Annotated in this window: 19 protein-coding genes and 1 pseudogene; 12 read left to right on the top strand and 8 right to left on the bottom strand. The window is 69.7% G+C overall.

What is annotated here, in order from left to right; genetic code table 11:
* Nucleotides 1-57: 57 nt before the first annotated feature.
* The 6 genes from paaA to AC067Z_RS26995 all read left to right on the top strand — a co-directional run bounded on the left by paaA (nucleotide 58) and on the right by AC067Z_RS26995 (nucleotide 4,970).
* Entirely contained in the window at nucleotides 58-1,026 is a 969-nt protein-coding gene (paaA, locus tag AC067Z_RS27020; protein ID WP_478792214.1) for a 1,2-phenylacetyl-CoA epoxidase subunit PaaA, read from the top strand.
* On the top strand, nucleotides 1,023-1,313 hold the full coding sequence (paaB, locus tag AC067Z_RS27015) for a 1,2-phenylacetyl-CoA epoxidase subunit PaaB (RefSeq protein ID WP_478792213.1): 291 nt from the start codon (nucleotides 1,023-1,025) through the stop codon (nucleotides 1,311-1,313). The genes paaA and paaB overlap by 4 nt, the downstream gene beginning before the upstream one ends.
* The gene (paaC, locus tag AC067Z_RS27010) at nucleotides 1,310-2,032 is read left to right on the top strand and encodes a 1,2-phenylacetyl-CoA epoxidase subunit PaaC (protein WP_478792212.1); all 723 of its coding nucleotides are present in this window, start codon (nucleotides 1,310-1,312) and stop codon (nucleotides 2,030-2,032) included. The genes paaB and paaC overlap by 4 nt, the downstream gene beginning before the upstream one ends.
* Nucleotides 2,026-2,598, top strand: a complete 573-nt coding sequence (gene paaD / locus AC067Z_RS27005) for a 1,2-phenylacetyl-CoA epoxidase subunit PaaD (protein ID WP_478792211.1) — start codon at nucleotides 2,026-2,028, stop codon at nucleotides 2,596-2,598. Before paaC ends, paaD begins: the two co-directional genes overlap by 7 nt.
* Nucleotides 2,599-3,654, top strand: coding sequence for a 2Fe-2S iron-sulfur cluster-binding protein (locus tag AC067Z_RS27000; protein WP_478792210.1), 1,056 nt, complete (start codon nucleotides 2,599-2,601; stop codon nucleotides 3,652-3,654).
* Nucleotides 3,655-3,806: 152 nt separating this feature from the next.
* Entirely contained in the window at nucleotides 3,807-4,970 is a 1,164-nt protein-coding gene (locus tag AC067Z_RS26995) for an acyl-CoA dehydrogenase family protein (protein WP_478792209.1), read from the top strand.
* Nucleotides 4,971-5,181: 211 nt separating this feature from the next.
* Here AC067Z_RS26995 and AC067Z_RS26990 read toward each other — a convergent pair whose 3' ends face one another.
* The 4 genes from AC067Z_RS26990 to AC067Z_RS26975 all read right to left on the bottom strand — a co-directional run bounded on the left by AC067Z_RS26990 (nucleotide 5,182) and on the right by AC067Z_RS26975 (nucleotide 8,518).
* Nucleotides 5,182-5,526 carry a rhodanese-like domain-containing protein gene (locus AC067Z_RS26990; RefSeq protein ID WP_478792208.1) on the bottom strand — a complete coding sequence of 115 codons (345 nt, stop codon included), beginning with the start codon at nucleotides 5,524-5,526 and terminating at the stop codon, nucleotides 5,182-5,184.
* A 67-nt stretch (nucleotides 5,527-5,593) separates the two neighbouring features.
* Entirely contained in the window at nucleotides 5,594-6,451 is an 858-nt protein-coding gene (locus AC067Z_RS26985; protein ID WP_478792207.1) for a J domain-containing protein, read from the bottom strand.
* 33 nt (nucleotides 6,452-6,484) lie between these two features.
* Complete coding sequence (locus tag AC067Z_RS26980; RefSeq protein ID WP_478792206.1) at nucleotides 6,485-8,029, bottom strand: DUF2252 domain-containing protein; 1,545 nt, start codon at nucleotides 8,027-8,029, stop codon at nucleotides 6,485-6,487.
* A 129-nt stretch (nucleotides 8,030-8,158) separates the two neighbouring features.
* Nucleotides 8,159-8,518 (bottom strand): winged helix-turn-helix transcriptional regulator, encoded by a 360-nt coding sequence (locus AC067Z_RS26975; protein ID WP_478792205.1) that lies wholly within the window; start codon nucleotides 8,516-8,518, stop codon nucleotides 8,159-8,161.
* A gap of 120 nt (nucleotides 8,519-8,638) precedes the next feature.
* On the opposite strand from AC067Z_RS26975, the gene AC067Z_RS26970 reads away from it, so the two are divergent.
* Nucleotides 8,639-9,250, top strand: coding sequence for an FMN-dependent NADH-azoreductase (locus AC067Z_RS26970; RefSeq protein ID WP_478792204.1), 612 nt, complete (start codon nucleotides 8,639-8,641; stop codon nucleotides 9,248-9,250).
* A 129-nt stretch (nucleotides 9,251-9,379) separates the two neighbouring features.
* Here the strand turns inward: AC067Z_RS26970 and AC067Z_RS26965 are convergent, their stop codons facing one another.
* Nucleotides 9,380-10,717 carry an MFS transporter gene (locus tag AC067Z_RS26965; RefSeq protein WP_478792203.1) on the bottom strand — a complete coding sequence of 446 codons (1,338 nt, stop codon included), beginning with the start codon at nucleotides 10,715-10,717 and terminating at the stop codon, nucleotides 9,380-9,382.
* A 105-nt stretch (nucleotides 10,718-10,822) separates the two neighbouring features.
* Between AC067Z_RS26965 and AC067Z_RS26960 the strand changes: the two genes are divergently transcribed.
* Nucleotides 10,823-11,182, top strand: coding sequence for an ArsR/SmtB family transcription factor (locus AC067Z_RS26960; RefSeq protein WP_478792202.1), 360 nt, complete (start codon nucleotides 10,823-10,825; stop codon nucleotides 11,180-11,182).
* A 344-nt stretch (nucleotides 11,183-11,526) separates the two neighbouring features.
* A pseudogene (locus tag AC067Z_RS26955) lies at nucleotides 11,527-12,593 on the top strand (zinc-dependent alcohol dehydrogenase family protein).
* A 303-nt stretch (nucleotides 12,594-12,896) separates the two neighbouring features.
* Here the strand turns inward: AC067Z_RS26955 and AC067Z_RS26950 are convergent.
* Nucleotides 12,897-13,589, bottom strand: coding sequence for a response regulator (locus AC067Z_RS26950; RefSeq protein ID WP_478792201.1), 693 nt, complete (start codon nucleotides 13,587-13,589; stop codon nucleotides 12,897-12,899).
* 242 nt (nucleotides 13,590-13,831) lie between these two features.
* Here AC067Z_RS26950 and AC067Z_RS26945 point away from each other — a divergent pair, with 242 nt between their 5' ends.
* The gene (locus tag AC067Z_RS26945) at nucleotides 13,832-14,782 is read left to right on the top strand and encodes a universal stress protein (RefSeq protein ID WP_478792200.1); all 951 of its coding nucleotides are present in this window, start codon (nucleotides 13,832-13,834) and stop codon (nucleotides 14,780-14,782) included.
* Between the two features lie 129 nt (nucleotides 14,783-14,911).
* Nucleotides 14,912-16,654: a GAF domain-containing sensor histidine kinase gene (locus AC067Z_RS26940; protein WP_478792199.1), complete on the top strand. Its 1,743-nt coding sequence runs from the start codon at nucleotides 14,912-14,914 to the stop codon at nucleotides 16,652-16,654.
* 21 nt (nucleotides 16,655-16,675) lie between these two features.
* On the opposite strand, the gene AC067Z_RS26935 is transcribed toward AC067Z_RS26940, so the two are convergent.
* A complete protein-coding gene (locus tag AC067Z_RS26935; RefSeq protein WP_478792198.1) occupies nucleotides 16,676-17,134 on the bottom strand; it encodes a Crp/Fnr family transcriptional regulator in 459 nt (152 codons plus the stop codon).
* Nucleotides 17,135-17,189: 55 nt separating this feature from the next.
* Nucleotides 17,190-19,874, bottom strand: a complete 2,685-nt coding sequence (locus tag AC067Z_RS26930) for a bifunctional acetate--CoA ligase family protein/GNAT family N-acetyltransferase (RefSeq protein WP_478792197.1) — start codon at nucleotides 19,872-19,874, stop codon at nucleotides 17,190-17,192.
* A gap of 175 nt (nucleotides 19,875-20,049) precedes the next feature.
* Between AC067Z_RS26930 and AC067Z_RS26925 the strand changes: the two genes are divergently transcribed.
* On the top strand, nucleotides 20,050-20,928 hold the full coding sequence (locus AC067Z_RS26925) for a universal stress protein (RefSeq protein ID WP_478792196.1): 879 nt from the start codon (nucleotides 20,050-20,052) through the stop codon (nucleotides 20,926-20,928).
* Nucleotides 20,929-20,964 lie beyond the last annotated feature (36 nt).

Genomic DNA, 20,964 nt, shown 5'->3' with positions numbered 1-20,964 from the left:
GCCCTCGACCCACCATTGAAGTCAATGAACCGAACGATCGGTCGGTAGGGGGCCCGGATGACAGCAGTTACTGCGGATGCTTACGAGGCAGCTTTCGACGCAGCCGTGGCCGCCGACGAGCGCATCGAGCCGCGCGACTGGATGCCGGACGCGTACAGAGCGTCGCTGGTCCGCCAGATGGCTCAGCATGCCCACTCGGAAATCATCGGCATGCAGCCCGAGGCGAACTGGATCACGCGGGCGCCGTCGCTGCGCCGCAAAGCCATCCTGATGGCCAAGGTCCAGGACGAGGCCGGCCACGGCCTGTATCTGTACAGCGCGGCCGAGACGCTCGGCACCGGCCGGGACGAGCTGCTCGACAAGCTCCACACCGGGCGCCAGAAGTACTCCTCGATCTTCAACTACCCCACCTTGACCTGGGCGGACGTCGGTGCGATCGGCTGGCTGGTGGACGGCGCCGCGATCACCAACCAGGTGCCGCTCTGCCGCTGCTCCTACGGCCCCTACGCCCGCGCGATGGTGCGCATCTGCAAGGAGGAGTCGTTCCACCAGCGCCAGGGATACGAGCTGCTGCTCACGCTGTCGAAGGGCACGCCCGAGCAGCATGCGATGGCCCAGGACGCGGTGGACCGCTGGTGGTGGCCGTCGCTGATGATGTTCGGCCCGCCGGACGACGCCTCGGCGCACTCGGCACAGTCCATGGCCTGGAAGATCAAGCGGCATTCGAACGACGAGCTGCGTCAGCGCTTCGTGGACATCTGCGTCCCCCAGGCCGAGGCACTTGGCCTGACCCTCCCCGACCCCGACCTCCGGTGGAACGAGGAGCGCGGACAGCACGACTTCGGTGCGATCGACTGGTCGGAGTTCCAGGAAGTCCTCAAGGGCAACGGCCCGTGCAACGAACAGCGGATCACCCAGCGCCGCCGGGCCCATGAGGAAGGCGCCTGGGTCCGTGAGGCCGCCGCCGCCCACGCCGACAAGCACCGCACAGCACAGCACACCGAGCCCGGGGAGGCGACGGCATGAGCAGCTCGAACGAATGGCCGCTGTGGGAGGTCTTCGTGCGCTCCCGCCGAGGCCTGTCACACACGCACGCGGGCAGCCTCCACGCCCCGGACGCGACCATGGCCCTGAGGAACGCCCGCGACCTGTACACCCGGCGCAGCGAAGGCGTCTCCGTCTGGGTGGTGCCCTCCACCGAGATCACCGCGTCGTCGCCGGACGAGAAGGACCCGTTCTTCGAGCCGTCCGCCGACAAGCCCTACCGCCACCCCACGTTCTACGAGATCCCGGAAGGGGTGAAGCACCTGTGAGCAGCCCGTCCGTGCACACCGCGGCTCTGGCCCTCGGCGACGACGCCCTGGTGCTCTCGCACCGGCTGGGGGAGTGGGCAGGCCATGCGCCGGTCCTGGAGGAAGAGGTCGCCCTCGCCAACATCGCCCTTGATCTCCTGGGGCAGGCGCGGGTGCTGCTCTCCCTCGTCGGCGACGAGGACGAGCTCGCCTATCTGCGCGAGGAGCGCGCCTTCCGCAATGTCCAGCTGGTGGAGCAGCCGAACGGCGACTTCGCCCGGACCATGGCCCGCCAGCTCTACTTCTCCACCTACCAAGGCCTGCTCTACGGACAGCTCGCGGCTGGGGACGGCCCCTTCGCCGGCCTCGCCGCGAAGGCGGTCAAGGAGGTGGCGTACCACCGCGACCATGCGGAGCAGTGGGTCATGAGGCTGGGCGACGGGACCGCCGAGAGTCACGAGCGGATGCAGCGAGCGTGCGAGGAGCTGTGGCGGTTCACGGGCGAGATGTTCCAGCCCGTGGACGGCCTGGAGGACATCGACCGGGACGCCCTCGAATCGGCCTGGCTGGAGTCGGTCACCTCGATCCTGAAGCAGGCGACGCTGACCGTGCCGGCCGGCGAACGCAAGGGCGCCTGGTCGGCAGGGGCGGGACGCCAGGGGCTCCACACCGAGCCGTTCGGGCGCATGATCGCCGAGATGCAGCATCTGCACCGCAGCCACCCGGGTGCGTCATGGTGACCGGCACGCGGGAGTCCGCCGAAGTCACCGGGACGGCAGCCCAGGCGGGACCGGGCACGGCCGCCTCGTCGGATACGGGCGATACGCGGCTCGAGACGGAGCTGCGCCGGCTGGCGGGTTCCGTGCCGGACCCCGAGCTTCCGGTGCTGACCCTCGAGGAGCTGGGCGTCCTGCGCGGGGTCCATCTGCTGGGACCGGGCCGTGTCGAGGTCGAACTGACCCCGACCTACACAGGCTGCCCCGCGATAGAGGCGATGACCTCCGACATCGAGCAGGTGCTCCACGACCACGGCATGGCAGACGTGTCCGTGGTCAGGGTCCTCAGCCCGGCCTGGTCGACGGACGACATCAGCGCCGATGGCCGGCGCAAGCTCGCCGAGTTCGGCATAGCCCCGCCCCGCCCGCAGGGGCCGGGCGAGCCCGTGGCCCTCACGTTGTCCGTGCGCTGCCCACACTGCGGCTCGACCGAGACCGAGCTGCTGAGCCGGTTCTCGTCGACGGCGTGCAAGGCACTGCGCCGTTGTGTCTCCTGCCGTGAACCTTTCGACCACTTCAAGGAGCTGTAGATGTTCCATCCGCTCCGGGTCGGCGCCGTCGAACAGCTCACCGACGATTCGGTGGCCCTCACCTTCGAGGTCCCGCTCGAGCTGCGCGAAACCTTCCGCCACACCCCTGGCCAGCATCTGGCTCTGCGCCGGGTCGTGGACGGTGCGGAGATCCGGCGTACGTACTCGATCTGTGCCCCGGCCGCCCCCGACGGCGGTGATCCGGTGCTGCGCGTGGGCATTCGCCTGGTCGACGGCGGTGAGTTCTCCACGTACGCCCTCAAGGAGCTGGTCGTCGGCGACACCGTCGAGGTGATGCCCCCGATGGGCCGCTTCCTCCTGCCACCCCGGCCGGGCCGTTTCGCCGCGGTCGTCGGCGGCAGCGGCATCACACCGGTGCTGTCCATGGCCGCGACGGTGCTGGCGCGCGAGCCGGGCGCTCGTTTCTGTCTGATCCGCAGTGACCGTACGGCCGCCTCGACGATGTTCCTGGACGAGGTCGCCGACCTCAAGGACCGCTTCCCCGATCGTTTCCAGCTGGTCACCATCCTCTCCCGGGAGGAGCAGCAGTCGGGCCTGCCGTCCGGTCGACTGGACCGGGAGCGTCTGACCGCACTGCTGCCGGCTCTGCTTCCGGTGGCGGACGTGGACGGCTGGTTCCTGTGCGGCCCCTTCGGTCTCGTTCAGGGTGCCGAGCATGCGCTGCGCGGGCTCGGTGTGGACCGCGGACGTATCCACCAGGAGATCTTCCACGTGGATGACGGCTCTGCGCCGGTCGCGGCTCCGGTGACCGCACCGGCCCATGCGACGCTCACCGCGAGACTCGACGGCCGGTCCGGGACCTGGCCCGTGCAGGAGGGGGAGTCGCTGCTGGACACCGTGTTGCGCAAGCGGGCGGACGCGCCGTACGCCTGCAAGGGCGGTGTCTGCGGCACCTGTCGCGCCTTCCTCGTCTCCGGTGAGGTCCGCATGGACCGCAACTTCGCGCTGGAGCCCGAGGAGACCGAGGCGGGCTATGTCCTCGCGTGCCAGTCCCATCCGGCCACAGCAGAGGTCGAGTTGGATTTCGACCGCTGAGGAGCCTGCCCGCCCGGACTGTCGTTTCCCTGCCCGCACAGTGTTCATTTGCCGCCCCGTGGCCTATCTTGACGGTCCGTCAGATATGGCCCCGAGGGCGACGCTGGGCCTGAGGTGGTGCTGAGGACGCAGTGCACGGGAGGGACGGGACAGTGGACTTCACCTTCACCGAGGAACAGCAGGCGGCCGTGGAGGCTGCGCGCGCGGTCTTCTCGGACGTCGTGCCCGACGCGGTGCCGAGCCCGGCGCTGACTGCCGGCGCGGTGGCCGAGGATTTCGACCGGCCCCTGTGGGCAAAGCTTGCCGCTTCGGATCTGCTCGCGCTGGTTCTGTCACCTGAACACGGCGGTGCGGGTCTCGACGCCATCGCCATGTGCCTGGTGCTGCGTGAGTCCGCGAAGGTGCTGGCCCGGGTGCCGTTGCTGGAAACGAGTGCGGTGGCAATGGCCGTCGAGCGTTTCGGCAGCCCCGAGTTGAGCGCCGAGATACTCCCCCGGGTCGGCCGCGGCGAACTGGTGCTCACCGTCGGGGCCAACGGCCGCACCGGCCACGACCCTGCGGAACTCGCGGTGACCGCCCGACGCGGGGTTGGGGAGGACGACGGCTGGGTGCTCGACGGCATGCAGACCGGTGTGCCCTGGGCACAGTGCGCGGACCGCATCGCCGTGCCCGCGCACACGGACGACGGGCGTGCGCTCTTCGCCCTGGTCCCCCGCGGTACGGAGGGGCTGACGCTGGCCGAGCAGATCTCCACGAACGGGGAGCGGTTCGCCGAGGCCGCCCTGGATGCCGTGCATGTCGGCGATCACGACGTGATCACTGCCGACGGCGCCTGGGAATGGCTGCGAACGCTGCTGGCCACGGGCACGTGTGCACAGGCCCTGGGGCTCGGCGAGGCGGTGCTGACGATGACCAGCCAGTACACGGGAAAGCGGGAGCAATTCGGCTTTCCGGTGGCGACGTTCCAGGCCGTCGCCGTCCAAGCGGCCGACCGCTACATCGATCTACGGGCCATGGAGGTCACGCTCTGGCAGGCAGCATGGCGTCTGGCAGACGCGGAGGAGCAGGGTGCGGCCGCCGCCGGAGGGCCGCTGCCGGTGGCCGGTGACGTGGCGGTGGCCAAGATCTGGGCCTCCGAGGGCGTACGTCGCGTGGTGCAGACCGCGCAGCATCTGCACGGCGGCTTCGGCGCGGACACCGACTACCCGCTCCATCGCTATCACGCCTGGGCCAAGCAGCTCGAGCTGTCCCTCGGGCCGGCCGCCGCCCATGAAGAAACCCTCGGCGACCTACTGGCCGCACATCCGCTGGGCTGACACATCTCGATCGGCACAGCTCGGCGGGAGCAGCCCGGCCGGGGTGGCAACGGCCCGACGCGGGACCAGCCGGCCGTGGCCCGGCTCGGCCCCGGCGCGATCGGGCACGAAGCAGCCCGGCGACGCGGGGCACGGGCGTTGGCCCAGCGCCGCGCATGGAGGCGCAGGCCGGGAGCACCCAGCCCCGCGCCCGACCCCGCCTGGGGAGGGTTCAGAGTACGAAGGCCGGATCGCCGGTCTCGGTCACCATCGGACGGCCTGCGCCGTCCCAGGCGAGCATGCCGCCGTCCACGTTCACGGCGTCGACGCCCTGCTGCACCAGGTACTGGGTGACCTGGGCGGAACGGCCACCGACCCGGCACATCACAAAAGCACGGCGCCCGTCCGCGACCGCCTCGGTCACCTCACCGAAGCGGGCGACGAAATCGCTCATCGGGACGTGCAGCGCACCCTCGACATGACCGGCCGCCCATTCGTCGGACTCCCTGACGTCCAGCACCAGGCCGTCGGCCGGCACCGCCGCGGCTTCCACGGAGGGCAGCGGGGCGAAGTTCATGGGGCAAAGCCTTCTCTCGTATCTACACGGCGGGCGACAGCTCGCCCGGGGGCCTCGAAAAAACCTACTACTCCACGAGGCCGGCGAGTTCCTTCTCACGCTCGGCGACCTGCGCCAGCAGTTGCTCGGCGATCTCGTCGAGCAGCCCGTCGGGATCGTCCGGCGCCATCCGCAGCATGGCGCCGATGGCACCTTCCTCGAGCTCCTTGGCGACGGCGGTGAGCAGTTCCTTGCGCCGCGACAGCCACTCCAGCCGCGCGTAGAGCTCTTCGCTCTCGCTGAGCTCCGGCTCCGGCGTCACGGGCCCGGCTGCCCACTCCTCGGCCAGCTCGCGCAGCTTCGCCGCGTCGCCCAGCGCGTACGCGGCGTTGACGCGGGCGATGAACTCGTCCCGTCGCGTGCGCTCCGTCTCGTCCTGCGCCAGGTCGGGATGCGCCTTGCGGGCCAGCTCCCGGTAGAGCTTGCGCGCCTCTTCGCTCGGCCGCACCCGCTTTGGCGCACGCACCGGCTGGTCGGTGAGCATCGCGGCAGCCTCGGGGGACAGACCGTCGCTGTCCATCCAGTCGTGGAACAGCTCGTCCACCCCAGGCATAGGAAGCACCATGGCCCGGGCCTCCTGCGCCTTGCGCAGGTCCTCCGGATCACCGCTGCGCTCGGCCCGCGCCTCCGCGATCCGGGCGTCCAGCTCGTCGAGGCGCGCGTACATGGGCCCGAGTCTTTGATGGTGCAGCCGGGAGAAGTTCTCCACCTCCACCCGGAACGTCTCCAGCGCGATCTCGAACTCGATCAGCGCCTGCTCGGCCACGCGCACCGCATGGGCCAGCCGGGCCTCAGGCCTCGGCGGGTCGTCCTGGTGCGCATCCTGCTGGGCGTCGTGCGCTTCGTCGTTCCGGGTCGTCGGTCCCCCGGCTGCTTCCTCGCTCACTGGTCCAGCCTACGGGCGCAGCGAGGTGCCCCGTCACACTCCCGTCTCAGCGGCTATGTGTCCGCTCTTGATCGCGGTGAGCAGATCCGCATGATCGGCCTCGGTACGGTCCGCGTAGGTCACGGCGAAGGAGGCGACCGCCTCGTCGAACTCCTCGTTCTTGCCGCAGTAGCCGGCCAGCAGCCGCGGATCGGCACTGTGAGCATGCGCACGCGCCAGCAGGGCGCCGGTCATCCGCCCGTAGTCGTCGACTTGTTCGGGAGCGAGGGCCGCGGGATCCACGCTCCCCTTGCGGTTCCTGAACTGCCGTACCTGGAACGGCCGGCCTTCCACTGTCGTCCAGCCGAGCAGGATGTCGCTGACCACCTGCATGCGCTTCTGACCCATGACGACGCGGCGGCCCTCATGATCGACGGCCGGCACGGAGAAGCCGGACGCACGCAGATGCGGCTCCAGCGCCGACGCCCGCGCCTCCTTGACCTGGAGCACGAGCGGATCGCCCCGGTGGTCGAGCAGCAGCACCACGTAGGAGCGGGTGCCGACGCTACCCGTGCCGACGACACGGAAGGCCACGTCGTGAACGGCGTACCGGGCAAGCAGCGGGAGACGGTCCTCCGACACCGTGGACAGGTAGTGCTCGAGCGACGCCGCGACGGCGGCCGCCTCCGCGTCCCCCACCCGCCGCAGCACCGGCGGTGCGTCCACGAAGCGGCGCGCGAATTCGCCGTCGGGGCCCGCGACCGACTCGGTGGACTTGGCCGCGAAGCGGGCACTCGTGTTGCTGCGTGCCTTGGCGGCGACGCGCTCCAGGGTGCCGAGAAGATCCCGTGCGTCCGTGTGCGACACGAGCTCCTCGTCGGCGATGGCGTTCCAGGCGTCCAGCGCCGGGAGCTTCGCCAGCAGTCGCATGGTGCGTCGGTAGGCGCCGACGGCGTCGAACGCCGCGGCCCTGCAGACGTCCTCGTCGGCGCCGACCACCCGACCGGCCAGCACCAGCGACACGGCCAGCCGTTTGACGTCCCACTCCCACGGGCCGACGACCGTCTCGTCGAAGTCGTTGAGGTCCATCACGAGCCTGCCGCGGGCATCGCCGTACAGGCCGAAGTTGGCCGCGTGGGCGTCGCCACAGATCTGGGCCGCGACGCCGGTGACGGGTGTGCCCACGAGGTCGTGGGCCATCAGTCCGGCCGATCCGCGCAGGAAGGCGAACGGCGAGGCGGCCATCCTGCCCACCCGTATGGGAGTCAGCTCGGGAACACGCCCCCGGCTTGATTCCTCCACGGCCTGCACGGCGTCCGGGCGGTTCGTGGTGAGCACGAGCGAGTCGTGCCCGGACCGTGGCACGCGTGCCCGCAGGGCCTTCCCCAGCTCCTTCGGGGAGCGAGCCGTCCGGTCGTCGTCCGTGTGCTGCTGCAGGGCCGCTCGCGACGCGAACCCGGGCACCTCCGGAATGCGCCTGTCGACCACCGCACCCACCGTCCCCACGCCCCCGTCGGCCGTGCCCCGCGGGTCTCCGGCGGGTCCGGACGTCTCTGCCTCCGGCCGCTGCGCCGGCACCAACATCTCGGCATCGCTCATGCCGCTGCCTCCCCCGGCGTCGTACGCCATCAACATCAACTGCCCTGACCGTACCCCCGCGCCACGACAGTCGTCTGCCCCTGTGGAAAACCCTGACAGGGCACGGCACTCGACGGCTCTCGAGCGGTCTCAGCAGGCGTCTTTCCCGTTCGACGCCAGGTGCGTCTCGGCCCACAGCGACAGTTCCTTGAGGGCCGGCTCCATGGCCGCGCCCGCCGCGGTCAACCGGTAGGCGACCCGCAGCGGTGGCCCTTCGTCGACCTCACGGACGACCAGCCCCGCACCGGCGAGCTCGGTGAGCCGGTCCGACAACATGCGCTCGCTGATGCCCGGAATCGCCCGTCGCAACTCCGCGAAGTGCACGGGCCGTTGCATTAGCACGGAGACGATGGGGCCCGTCCAGCGCTTCCCGAGCAGCTCGAAGACGCGACTGATGCCCAGATCGACCTTCTTGCATGCCTCTTCGCTGTGCAGCCTCTCCTCCGCCATGCACCCAGGGTACTGCGCCGACAACACCGACTTACAAAAAGTAAGGCACTATGTTATCCATAGGTGTATACGGAAATTCAGTTACGCACTCAACCCGTGCAACAACTCCAGGGAGCCCTCATGGCCACTCTGCTGCACCTCGATTCCGCGCTCTTCCCCCAGAACTCCGCCTCTCGCGACGTCACCGCCGCCTTCGTCAAGGCCTGGCAGGAGGCACACCCCGATGGCGAAGTCATCTACCGCGACCTCGCCGCGAACCCGCTTCCCCACCTCGACGCCGCCGCGGCATTCGCCGGCGCGGACGACGCCCTGCGCGGCGAACTGGCAGCCGAGCTGGCGGCGGCGGATGCCGTTCTCATCGGCGCCCCGATGTACAACTTCACGATCCCGTCCACTCTCAAGGCGTGGCTGGACCAGGTCATCGTGGTCGGTCACAACGCGGGCCCCGACGGCCCCGTGGCCGGTACCCCGATCACCGTGGTCGCCAGCCGTGGCGGCTCCTACGCACCCGGCACTCCGCGCGAGGACTACGAATTCGTCCAGAACTACCTGGAGAAGGTGCTGACCGGCATGCTCGGCGCCGAGGTCGACTTCATCGTTCCGGAGCTGACCCTCGCCCACACCAAGGCAGAAATGGCCGACCTCGTTCCGCTCGCCGACGCCTCCCGCACCAAGGCACTCGACGAGGCCGCCCAGAAGGGCAAGGCCCTGGCCGCGCGCGTGGCGGCCTGACCCTGCTCGCCCCGCCACCCTGGACACCCGAGGAACGGACCCACACGTTCCGCGGGTGTTCCACGTGAAACACCGAGCTCGCGCCGGCCTCGCTCCCCGCCCGGCGTCAGTGGGCGCGGCAGTCCGGCCTCAGTGGCCGCGGGAGTGCAGCCCGTCCATGACGTGCTCGTGACTGTGCCGCCACCCTCCCGCGACCGGGCGGGCGTCGGCGAGGTGCGGATGGTTCGCGTCCAGGCCGGTGTGCAGGTGCACGACGCGCCTCACCTCGGACGCCGGCCACAGCCGCACCGCCACCACCCCGCCCGTGAACGCGAGCACGCCGAGGGCGCACGCTGCCCACGGAAGTCCGGCCTCAGCCCCGAGCCGCCCGGCCAGTGGGTATGTCAGCAGCCAGCAGCAGTGGGACAAGGAGAACTGCGCGGCGAACACGACGGGACGATCGGCGGCATCCACCGAGCCCTTGATCAGCCGCCCGGTCGGAGTGAGCACCGACGAACACGCTGCACCCAGAACCGCCCATGCGCACAGCAGCGCCGGCCACCTCCACCCGCCGCCGCCGGCCGTGGTGATCGCGCCGAGACCGGCGAAGACCGCGGTGAGCACCAGGCCGCCGCACAGCATCACCGCACGGTCGCCGACTCTGTCGAGCACCTTCGGCAGCGTCAGGGCGACCGCCATCGACCCGGCTCCGTACGCGCCGAGCGCCACGGCCACATCGCCCGTCGAGCGGCCGAGATGAGCCTGGACGTACACCACGGTGTTGACCGTGACCATTGCGCTCGCAGCGGCGACGGCGAGATTCAGCGCGAGGAGGGCACGCAGCAGCGGCACCGCGAGGAACAGCCGTACACCTGAGAGGGCCTCGGCGCGAGAGCTCGTGTTGCGCGCGGCACAGGCCGGCTTCGGCAGGACGACGGAGATCACGAGGGCGCCGGAGGCCACGAATCCAGCCACGGTTCCGGTGAACAGCCAGTCGTAGGCGACCAGGGAGAGCAGCATCGCGGCCAGGGCAGGGCTGAAGAGGCTTTCCAGGTCGTATGCCAGGCGGGACAGGGACAGGGCACGGAGGTAGTCGCGTTCCTCGGGCAGGACGTCGGGAACGAGGGCCTGGAACGTCGGGGTGAAGGCGGCGGAGGCAGCCTGCAGCGCGAAGACCAGCACGTACACCTGCCACACCTGGTCGACGAGCGGCAGCAGCAGCGCGACGCCCGCTCTGGTGACGTCGGCGGCGACCAGGAGCGCCCGGCGCGGCACCCTCAAGGCGATCGCGGCGACTGCCGGCGCGACGAGGACGTAGGCGACCATCTTGATCGCCAGAGCGGTGCCCAGCACTGCTCCGGCGTCCGCGCCCGCGATGTCGTAGGCCAGCAGCCCCAGGGCCACAGTGGCCAGCCCGGTCCCGAGCAGAGCGACGACCTGGGCCACGAAGAGGTGCCGGAAGGTGCGATTGCGCAGTACGGAGAACATGCGACGGCCCCCTGCGACGACGGTCGACACATCCACTGTACGCACATGTGCGCAACCATGCACATGTAGTCGGGGCCCTGCCCGCGGCGGCTCTACGCTGGGTCCATGCCCGATCGCGTCCCCACATCACCTGCATCCGGTGCGCATCTGCGGACTCCGGACGGCGCCCGCCTCGCCGAGGCCACCGACGTGTTCGCGATGCTGGCCGACACCACCCGGCTCCATCTGCTGTGGCTGCTTGCCCAGGAGGAATCCGACGTCGGGTCACTCGCGGAACGCTGCGCGGCATCGCGGACCGCGGTCAGCCAGCATCTGGCGAAGTTGCGGCTTGCGGGACTGGTCGACACGCGGCGCGAAGGCCGGCACATCTTCTACAGCCTGCGCGACGGCCACCTGCGCCGCCTCGTCCTGGAGGCGCTCAGCCACGCCGACCACCGTGTGACCGGTCAGGCCCCGCACGACTGAGACCGCCGCCCCGGCCTCGCCGGCTGTGCCCCCACCGCCTCCCAGAGCGGCGGGACAACGAGAAACGGGCCCCCACCAGGACTTCGTCCGGTGGAGACCCGTCTCCATCTGTGGGGAACCGGCGAAATGCCCGAGCAGCGTGCGGGAAACGGCTGAGGGGCGCAGCACCTCCGGCCTGGTCCGGTCCGCCTCTCTTGGCATCGGCAGGACCGGCCTGGGATGGGCCGAGAGGACCCCGACCGGGGTCGTCCGGCCCAAGCGACTGCGGGCCGGCCCGGGAGACGCTGGCGGTGGAGCATCCCGAAGGGGGCGGGCATCCCGGAATACGGAAGAAGGCTGACGTCATGAAGGCACTTGTGTTTCAAGGCCCGGGGCAGGCGTCCTGGCAGGACGTCCCCGATCCGGGCGTCAAGGACGCTGCGGACGCAGTGGTCCGCGTCGATGCCGTGACGATCTGCGGTACCGACCTGCACATCATCAAGGGTGATGTTCCCGAGGTGGCGCCGGGCCGGATTCTGGGGCACGAGGCCGTGGGCGAGGTCGTGGAGGTCGGTGGCGAGGTACGCACCGTGGGCCCCGGCGACCGCGTGCTGGTGTCCTGCATCTCCGCGTGCGGGCGATGCCGTTTCTGTCGGGAGAACCACTACGGCCAGTGCCGCGAGGGCGGCGGCTGGGTACTGGGCCATGTGATCGACGGTACCCAGGCCGAGTATGTGCGCGTGCCGTTCGCAGACCTTTCCGTGCACCCGCTCCCCAGCTCCGTCGACAGCTACGACGCGGTTCTGCTGGCCGACATCTTCCCCACGCGTACGAGGTGGGTGTACTCAATGGCCAGGTGCGTCCGGGGGACACCGTGGCCGTGGTCGGCGCCGGACCCATCGGTCTCGCCACAATAGCGACTGCCAAGCTGTACACCCCTGGACGGATCATCGCGGTCGACCTCGCCGAGTCCCGGCTGGCAGCCGCCCGTTCCATCGGAGCAGACGCCACGGTCAGCGCGGACGAGGAACCGGAAAAGCTGGTCGAGGATTTGACGGAAGGCCTCGGCGCAGATGTCGTCGTCGAAGCCGTCGGCGTGCCGGAAGCCTTCGAGATGTGCACGCGCATGGTCCGCCCCGGCGGTCACGTGGCCAATGTCGGCGTCCACGGCAAACCCGCGGCCCTGCACCTCGAAGACCTGTGGATCAAGGACGTGACCATCACCACCGGGCTCGTCGACACCCACAGCACGCCGCTGCTGCTGCGCATGCTCGCGGCAGGCCAACTGCCTACCTCGCAACTCGTCACCCACCGCTTCGAGCTGGGGCAGATGGAGGAGGCGTACGACGTCTTCTCCCGCGCGGCGGACACCGGTGCGCTCAAGGTTGTGCTCGGCGGACCTCAGCACGACGCCATCACCATGCCGGCCTAGCGGTCGGTGCAAGACGGGCCGGTGCGACGGCGCACCAGCCCACTTTTCTGTCGGCGACTGCCGCATTCCCTGCTGCGAGCCGGCAGGGACGTCCCACACGTGCCGACCGGGCTGCCTCTGGACCCAATGGGCCCTGGTGGCGCGCCGTGGAAGGTGCTTCCCTGGAATTGACGGGGAGAGCCCCCGAAGGACACGGGGAAGCGGACACGAGCCGTGCACCGTGCAATCAGGATCCGCGAGAAGCGGATGGGCCCTCCCCGCCGAGCTGCGTGCGTGATTCGGCACCATGCGCGGGCTCCCGCCTCAGTGCTCTTTCTCTTCGTGCTCGTGAACCTGGGCTGCGATGACCGCGGCCTGCACCCGTCTTTCCACACCGAGCTTCGACAGCAGCCGCGAAATGTGGTTCTTCACCGTTTTCTCCGAGAGGTACAACCGCTTCCCGATCTGACTGTTCGTCAGCCCTTCGCCGACCAGGTCCAGCACCGCACGTTCACGCTCGGACAGGACGGCCAGCCGGTCGTCCTCGTCGTGCTGCGCGGTCTCGGGACCGCGGAGCGAGCGCATCAGCCGGGCTGTCGTCTCGGGGTCGAGCATCGACTGTCCGGAGGCCACCGTCCGGATCGCCGCGACGAGGTCGGTTCCCTTGATCTGTTTGAGGACGTAGCCGGCCGCCCCCGCCATGACCGCGTCCAGCAACGCGTCCTCGTCATCGAACGAGGTCAGCATCAGGCAGGCAAGACCGGGCATCCGGCTGCGCAACTCGCGGCACACCGTGATGCCGTCGCCGTCCGGTAGGCGCACGTCGAGGACCGCCACCCGGGGGCGCAGCGCCGGCCCGCGGGCCAGCGCCTGCTGAGCGGACGCCGCTTCCCCCACCACCTGGATGTCTTGCTCCGCATCGAGCAGGTCGTTCAGGCCGCGACGGACGACTTCGTGGTCGTCCAGGAGGAAGACCCTGATGGGCGTCTCCGCCGAAAAGCCGGGTACCTCGGCCATCTGTGCCCCCTGGAGGTCAGTGCGACAACTCGATCATGGCTCGACCGGCTCTGCGGCCGACAGGGCCGAACGGTCCCTATCCCCATTGTCCGGGCCGAGCGGCCCCCGGCCAGGGCCGTCCATCCCCTCCCCTGCGCACCCACCCGGTGGGACGGTCGAAGCAGGTACAGGTGAGCTCCCGATAGCAGAACGCGGCCCGCATCGGTGGCCGAACGGGACACCATGAGCGCAAGAGGTGCATCATGCGCAGGACCATCACGGCAGGCGTCGACGGATCCGTCGAAAGCTTGGCCGCTGCCGAGTGGGCGGCCCGCGAGGCTACGCTGCGGGGCCTCCCGCTGACGGTGTTGCATGCCGGGTACGCGCCGACACCGCGTACCCGCTTGCCGGAGATCGATGTACCGGCCGTGCGGGAGAGTCACGCCTTGGACGCGGCACTGCGCGTGCTGCACGCCGGCTTTCCGGCATTGAAGATCATGCCTGTGACAACGCCCCGAGCGCCGGTCGAGGCCCTGCTGGCAGCGGCTGAGCACTCGGAGATGCTGGTGCTCGGCTCTCTTGGATTCAGCGGCTTCGCCGGCTTCATGATCGGTTCCGTGGCCCTGGACGTCTCGGCTCGTGCCGACGTCCCGGTCGTTCTCGTCCGCGCAGGCGCGGCGGCGCCCGAACAACTGCGTCCCCCGGTCCCGTCGCTCACCGGGGACGTCGCTCCGGCCCCCGCTCAGCGTTGCCCTGTGCTCCTCGCCCTCGAACTGGACTCCGCCGACGACGAGCTCATCGCCTTCGCCTTCGAGGCGGCCGCAGTCCGCGGCGTGCCGCTGGAGGTGCTGCACAGCTGGAGGCTTCCGCCGCTGTATTCCTATGACCCCTTCCCGACACCGAGTGCGGACGTCCTTACGGCCGTGAAGGAGCAGGAGCTGTCGACAGCTCTGTACCCCTGGTACGACAAGTACCCCGGTCTGCCGGTCACGGCTCGGCTCGTCGAAGGCGGCACAGCCGGTCACCTGCTTACGGCAGCCGCCCGGGCCGGCCTTCTCGTCGTAGGGCACCGAGCCGCAGCAGGCACCCGGCTGGGGCCGATGACGCACGCCGCGATCCACCATGTCGCCTGCCCGGTCGCGATCGTGCCCCACGGCGCCGCCGAGGCCATTTTTCCGCCGGCTGGACCCCTGACAGCCCACCTTCCCGTGTGAACGTCGCACCGGCAGGCGAGCCTGTGGGCTCCGTGCCGACCTGGCGCAGCGAGAGGTAGGGCGTTGGGCACCCCCCGGTCCTACGGTGGAAGAGGACGGCCCCATCCGCGTCCGTCCGTCGGAGGGGCCATGAGCGAAAGCGGTCACGAGGGCATCAGCCCGCTGTCGCAGCTACGGCTGGACGAGCTGCTGGAGGAACTGCAGACACGCATCGATGCCGTGCGCGGCACCCGGGACCGGGTGCACGGCTTGCTCGAGGCGGTCCTGTCGGTTGGTCGCGAGCTGGATCTTGCGCATGTGCTGCGAGGGATCGTCGAAGCAGCCACTGTCCTCGTGGACGCCGAATACGGAGCGCTCGGAGTGATCGGCGAAGATCAAATGCTGTCCGAGTTCATTCCTGTGGGAGTCACCGACGAGCAATGGGCGGCCATCGGTGACCTCCCGAGCGGCCATGGACTACTGGGTGAGCTGATCCGTAACCCCGCGCCCCTGCGGCTCTCGGAGTTGTCCGAGCACCCCGCCTCGTACGGATTCCCACCTCATCATCCGCCGATGCACTCCTTCCTCGGAGTACCCATCCGGGTGCGGGACAAGGTATTCGGCAACCTCTACCTCACCGAAAAGCGCGGTGACGCGGAGTTCGATACCGAAGACGAGATCGTGGTGTCCACACTCGCCGTCGCGGCAGGCGTCGCCATCGAAAACGCACGGCTCTACGAAGACGCGCGGCGCCGGGAACGCTGGCTGTCGGCCGGCTCGGAAGTCACCAGTGCCCTGCTGTCCGGGCGACCCCGCGCAGAGGTGCTCGAGCTCATCCTGAAGCACGCCCGCGCCATCGTGCCGTCAGACCTGGGCCTGATCGCGGTGCCCGCCAAGGGAACCGGACGGCTGCACACCGCTCTCGCTGCCGGTGAGGATGCCGAACGGCACAAGGGAGCGCTTCTCCCGCACGACGACTTCCTGACGGCCGCATTCGTCGGCCGGACACTGATCGAGAGCTCCGACATCGAGAACGACACGCGGACCGGCCTCGACGCTGACCGATGGGCACGTCTGGGACCGGCAATCGCCGTACCTCTCGTGACGGGCGAGGCTGTGCGCGGTGTCCTGATGCTCGCCAGGGACAAGGCCGGGGCCCCGTTCGTCGACGAGGAGTCGCACCCATTGATGGGCTTCGCGAGTCAGGCCGCACTCGCGATGGAACTGGCCGAGCGTCGCAGCGACGCCGAAGAGATGGCCCTGCTGGAGGACCGGGACCGCATCGCGCGCGATCTGCACGACCTGGCCATCCAGCGGCTCTTCGCCACCGGCATGACCCTGCAGAGTGCCCAGAGATTCGTCGACCACCCGCAGGCCACGGAACGGCTGCAACGAGCGGTCGACGACCTGGACGCGACAATCAAGATCATCAGATCCACCATCTTCGGCCTGCGCAGTCATGAAGAGGAACCGGCTGCCGCGCACTCGCTCCGCACTCACGTGGTCAATACGGTCGAGCGTTCGGCGGCCTCCCTGGGGTATCCGCCCGCCCTACGCGTCGAGGGACTGCTGGACACCCGCATCGACGGTCCGCTGGGAGAACACCTGGTCGCCGTCCTCGTCGAAGCGCTGAGCAACGTGGCCCGCCACGCACGAGCAAGCGCCGTCGACGTACATCTCGTGGTCACCGCAGACCGGTTGTCCCTCACTGTCACCGACGACGGCGTCGGAATGTCACCGGGTGCGGCCCGCAGTGGACTGAAGAACATCGAAGAGCGGGCCCGGGCGCTGGACGGCACTCTCGACGTAGGGCCCGGGCCGCACGGCGGTACACGCTTGGTGTGGCGGGTGCCGTTGCCCGCTCGGGACGCTGCCCTTGAGCCGCCCCGCTGATTCCGGCGGCAGCGAGGAGGTTCAGATGTCGGCTCCGCTTCCTTGCGGTGCGTACACATCGGCCAGGCGAAGCCGAGTGGCGTGCAGGCGATGGGCAAGGACCTGACCGACCCACTGTGTGACTGCTGCGGCGAAGGCCGGGTCCTGAGCGAACGCCCCGCGCACGGCCTCGGCGTCGAACTCATAGGTGCGCACGGGGCTCATGGCTTCCGCCCCCAGCTGCCACTGGTGAGGCGGGAACAGCCAGGACACACCCACCAGCTCCCCCTGCCCGAGAGTCTCGATGATCGGGGAGCGTCGGCCTGGCACGTGTGCGTCGAGAGTGACGGTGCCGGTCCTGATGATCCAGAAGCGGTCTGCGTGACCGTGCTCGTGGAACAGCCGGTGCCCCGCTGGGAACGGGACCTCCTCTGCCATGCCCATCAGCTGTAGGCGGTGCTCGGGTGCCAGAGTGTTGAACTTGGGGGCCGTGCTGGTCACGGTGATCTCCTCCTACGTGCAGCCGTCTCGCGGGCGTCGGCTGCGTGGGTCGGTGTCAGCGCAGTCTGCGCAGGTACGGGTTCCGGGCCCGCCGCGGCTCCAGGCGGACACGGACGTCCACGGCCGTGATCGCTTCGGGACCCGCCACGACAGGGTTGAGGTCGGCCTCCGTCAGTTGAGGCAGGTCACAGGCCATCCGGGAAAGACGCTGCAACAGCCGCTCGAGTCCCGTCACATCGACAGGCAGGCCGCCGCGGTAGCCGAACAGCAGCGGAGCGCAGCGGGGCGCGTGAAGGAGATCGTGCACGTCGAGCGCGGTCAGCGGGGCGAGCCGCGCTGCTTGGTCGGCGAGCAGTTCGGTGGCCGTGCCTCCTGCCCCGAAGAGCACCAGGGGGCCGAATACTTCGTCCTGGAAGATGCCGGCGAACACCTCGGTGCCGCGTTCCGCGAGCGGCTGGAGGACGACTCCGGACATCCGGCTGTCGAAGCGCCTGACGAGATCCTGGTAGGCGGCCCGTATCTGTGAAGCACCGTGCAGGTCGAGGTGGACCGCACTCTGCTCGCTCTTGTGGACGAGCCCGGGCCAGTAGGCCTTCATCACCGCGCGCCCGTCGGTGCCGGTGAGACTCTTGGCTGCCTCGACCGCTCCGTCCTCGTCCTCGGCCCATGCCCAGCGGCTCAGTGGAATGCCGTAGTGGCCCATCAGCGTGGCCGTGGCCCGTGGATCCAGCCAGCCGCCTCGCGGATGCTGTACGAGGAACCGGGACACCTCGGCTCGTGCGGCGTCGGTGTCGATGTCGGGTTGCTTCGGCAGGGAACTTTGGGGCCTGGCCAGCCAGCGGGTGCGCGCAGCGGCGTGCGCCATGGCGCACGCGGCGTCCTGAGCGTCGCTGTAGGCGGGTACGGCACGACCGTCCGCTGTGGGCAGCAGCTCGACCCGCGTGGCCTGCGACGGCAGCACTGCCACGACCGGCATAGCCGGACGCGCCGTGGCGTCTGTGAGTACGCGTAGCAGTTCGTCGCCGGTTGCGGTGGCAATCGCGGTGGGGACGAGCGTGACCAGCACGGCATCGACACTGCGACTGGAGGCGAGCTCGTCGATGCAGCGCCCGAGTTGTTCCTCCGTAACTGCCGCGGTGGTGTCGATGGGGTTGCGGGCGCTTGCGTCCCGCGGCAGTGCGCGGAGCAGTTCGGTGGCAAGAGTCTCATCGAGAACCGGCACGGTGAGCCCGGCCTCCACGCAGGCGTCGGCGGTGAGTACCCCCGCCCCGCCCGCGTTGGTCACCACCGCCACTCGTTCTCCTCCTGGCAGTGGCTGGGCGTGCAACAGAGCAGCGGTGTCGAGGAGTTCGCCGATGGTTCGGGTGGCGATGACGCCGGCCTGCGTGAACAGGGCCCGGCGCGTCATCGTGGGGGTGGCGGCCGCCGCTGTGTGGGAGGCTGCCGCGCGGCGGCCGGCTTCGGAGCGTCCCGCGTCGACGGTGAGGATCGGCATGACACGCGACACCCGCCGTGCGGTACGCGAGAAGGCACGGGGGTTGCCGAACGATTCGAGATGCAGAACGGCGAGATCAGTGCGGCTGTCGCTCTCCCACCACTGCAGCAGATCGTTTCCACTGACGTCGTACTTGTCGCCGAGGGAGACGAAGGTGGAGACGCCGATTCCCAGACGGGACAACCCGTCCAGCATGGCTATGCCGACTCCCCCCGACTGCACAGCCACACCTGCGGTACCGGACAGGGGAGGTCGGGCGGTGAACGTCGCGTTCAGGCGGATGTCGGAATCCGTGTTGGCCAGGCCGAGGCAGTTCGGGCCGACCATGCGCATCCCGTAGGTGCGGCAATGGGCCAGGAGCTCCGCGGCCTGACCTGCATCGAGCCCGGACGACAGCACGAGCAGAGCCCGCACACCGTGGTCGCCGCACTCCCTCGCAACGTTCGGCACGACGGGCGCGGGTACGGCCAGGACCGCCAGGTCCGGCACGTCCGGGAGTGACGTCACCGACGCATGGCAGCTCACCCACTCGATGACATCGGCCCCCGGGTTGACGGCATGCAGGAGACCTGCGAACCGGCCGGTGCGCAGATTGCGCAGCACCGCCCGGCCCACGGATCCGGGCTTGCGGCCGGCACCGATCACCACGACGGAACGCGGTCTGAGCAGCGGCTGCAGACTGGCGACGTCGGCGTGCCGGCCACGGATGTCGATCGCTGTCAGATAGGTCTCGTCCTCGCCGAGCTCGACGCACAGATGGACCTCGGGACCGTCGTAGCGACGGCTGGTGTGCAGTCCGAGGTCGGCAAAGACCTTGAGGACTGCGTAATTCTCGGCAAGCGCGTCGGCCGTGAACGCGGTGATGCCCGAACGGCGGGCGTCGTCGACGAGGTGTTCCAGCAGCAGGGTGCCCACACCGCGGTGGTGCCGGCCGTCCGCAACCGCAAGCGCGATCTCTGCCGTGTCCGCGCCCGCATCCGTTACGCAGTCCGCGATGCCCAGGATTCGGTCGCCCGACTCGGCGACCAGAGCCTGGTAGCCGCCGTGAGGCAGTGCTGCCACACGTGCGGCTGCCAGTTCGGCGGAACGGTGGCCGGCGGCGAAGAAGCGCAGCCGGACATTGCCGGGTGTCATCTCCTCGTACAGCCGCAGCACCTGATCGGCGTCTTTCGGCACGGCCGGGCGGATACCGATGGTCGTGCCGTCCGCCAGCAGCGCGTACACGCAGGGTTCAGCGTTCGTCATCGGCCGGCCCTCCTTCACGGCGGCGCGACTTCAGGCTGGCCCGCCGCCACGGAGTACCCCAAGGGTCGCGTGGGCACGGCGGGGGGCCGACCGGCCCTACCGCACTCCACTGCGCCGGTGCGACGGTGACGTAGGAGACCCATGCACGCACACTCGCTGAAAGGCGGCGGGGACGATGATGGAGTCACCCCTGGTCGTAGGCGTCGACGGTTCCGAATCCAGCCTCAGCGCCACGGACTGGGCAGCGGACGAGGCCGTGCGACACGGCCTGCCCCTTCGGTTGATCTACGCAACACGATGGGAGCGCTACGAGGGAGCTGCACTCGCAGCCAGCCTCGGGCGTTCCGACGCACAAGTTCTCGGAGAGAACATCGTCGGCGCGGCAGGACACCGCGCCCAGCTACGCGCACCGGACGTCAAAGTCATGACAGAAGTGGTGGCCGAAGACACGGTGAACGCACTGTTGTACGAAAGCGATCACGCGGCTGCCCTGATCACCGGTTCGCGAGGCCGGGGCGAGATCACAGGTCTCCTTCTGGGCTCGGTGAGTCTGGCACTGGCGACCCGTGCCCATTGCCCGGTGATCGTCATACGGGGAGACGACGCCACCCTTGCCGGAACGCACCATCGCGTGCTGCTCGGCATCGGCGACATGGACGTGGACTCGGCCGCCGTGCGCTTCGCCTTCCACGAGGCGAAGGCCCGCGGCTGCACCCTCGACGCGGTGCACGCCTGGCGCTGCCCCGCACACGAGAGCTCCGACCACTCGCCCCCCGCAGGGGGCACGGCTCGCTTCCACGAGGACAGAGCAGCAACCCTGCTGGACGGGGCTCTGGCCGCTGCTGCCCGCGAACACCCGGACGTCAACGTTCAGCACACCACGGTCGAGGGCCCGGCACGCAAGATCCTGATCGACCGCTCTTCGGCCGCAGACCTGCTGGTCGTCGGCGCGCGGCGGCGGCAAGGGCATCTCGGTATGCAGCTGGGGCGAGTGGGGCACACCGTGCTGCACCACGCCGCCTGCCCCGTGGCCGTTGTTCCGCAGGACGCGTAGCGGCTGGTGACGCGGCCGACTCGGGCCACCGAAGGG

The organism is Streptomyces sp. NPDC043812 (assembly GCF_056436245.1).
The sequence above is the reverse complement of the archived record's forward strand: the minus strand, read 5'-3'. Positions and strand labels throughout refer to the sequence as shown.

Coding starts and splice junctions, on each gene's coding strand:
- paaA (WP_478792214.1), top strand. CDS start 58: ATGACAGCAGTTACTGCGGATGCTTACGAGGCAGCTTTCGACGCAGCC.
- paaB (WP_478792213.1), top strand. CDS start 1,023: ATGAGCAGCTCGAACGAATGGCCGCTGTGGGAGGTCTTCGTGCGCTCC.
- paaD (WP_478792211.1), top strand. CDS start 2,026: ATGGTGACCGGCACGCGGGAGTCCGCCGAAGTCACCGGGACGGCAGCC.
- AC067Z_RS27000 (WP_478792210.1), top strand. CDS start 2,599: ATGTTCCATCCGCTCCGGGTCGGCGCCGTCGAACAGCTCACCGACGAT.
- AC067Z_RS26990 (WP_478792208.1), bottom strand. CDS start 5,526: ATGAACTTCGCCCCGCTGCCCTCCGTGGAAGCCGCGGCGGTGCCGGCC.
- AC067Z_RS26980 (WP_478792206.1), bottom strand. CDS start 8,029: ATGAGCGATGCCGAGATGTTGGTGCCGGCGCAGCGGCCGGAGGCAGAG.
- AC067Z_RS26975 (WP_478792205.1), bottom strand. CDS start 8,518: ATGGCGGAGGAGAGGCTGCACAGCGAAGAGGCATGCAAGAAGGTCGAT.
- AC067Z_RS26970 (WP_478792204.1), top strand. CDS start 8,639: ATGGCCACTCTGCTGCACCTCGATTCCGCGCTCTTCCCCCAGAACTCC.
- AC067Z_RS26965 (WP_478792203.1), bottom strand. CDS start 10,717: ATGTTCTCCGTACTGCGCAATCGCACCTTCCGGCACCTCTTCGTGGCC.
- AC067Z_RS26960 (WP_478792202.1), top strand. CDS start 10,823: ATGCCCGATCGCGTCCCCACATCACCTGCATCCGGTGCGCATCTGCGG.
- AC067Z_RS26950 (WP_478792201.1), bottom strand. CDS start 13,589: ATGGCCGAGGTACCCGGCTTTTCGGCGGAGACGCCCATCAGGGTCTTC.
- AC067Z_RS26945 (WP_478792200.1), top strand. CDS start 13,832: ATGCGCAGGACCATCACGGCAGGCGTCGACGGATCCGTCGAAAGCTTG.
- AC067Z_RS26940 (WP_478792199.1), top strand. CDS start 14,912: ATGAGCGAAAGCGGTCACGAGGGCATCAGCCCGCTGTCGCAGCTACGG.
- AC067Z_RS26930 (WP_478792197.1), bottom strand. CDS start 19,874: ATGACGAACGCTGAACCCTGCGTGTACGCGCTGCTGGCGGACGGCACG.
- AC067Z_RS26925 (WP_478792196.1), top strand. CDS start 20,050: ATGATGGAGTCACCCCTGGTCGTAGGCGTCGACGGTTCCGAATCCAGC.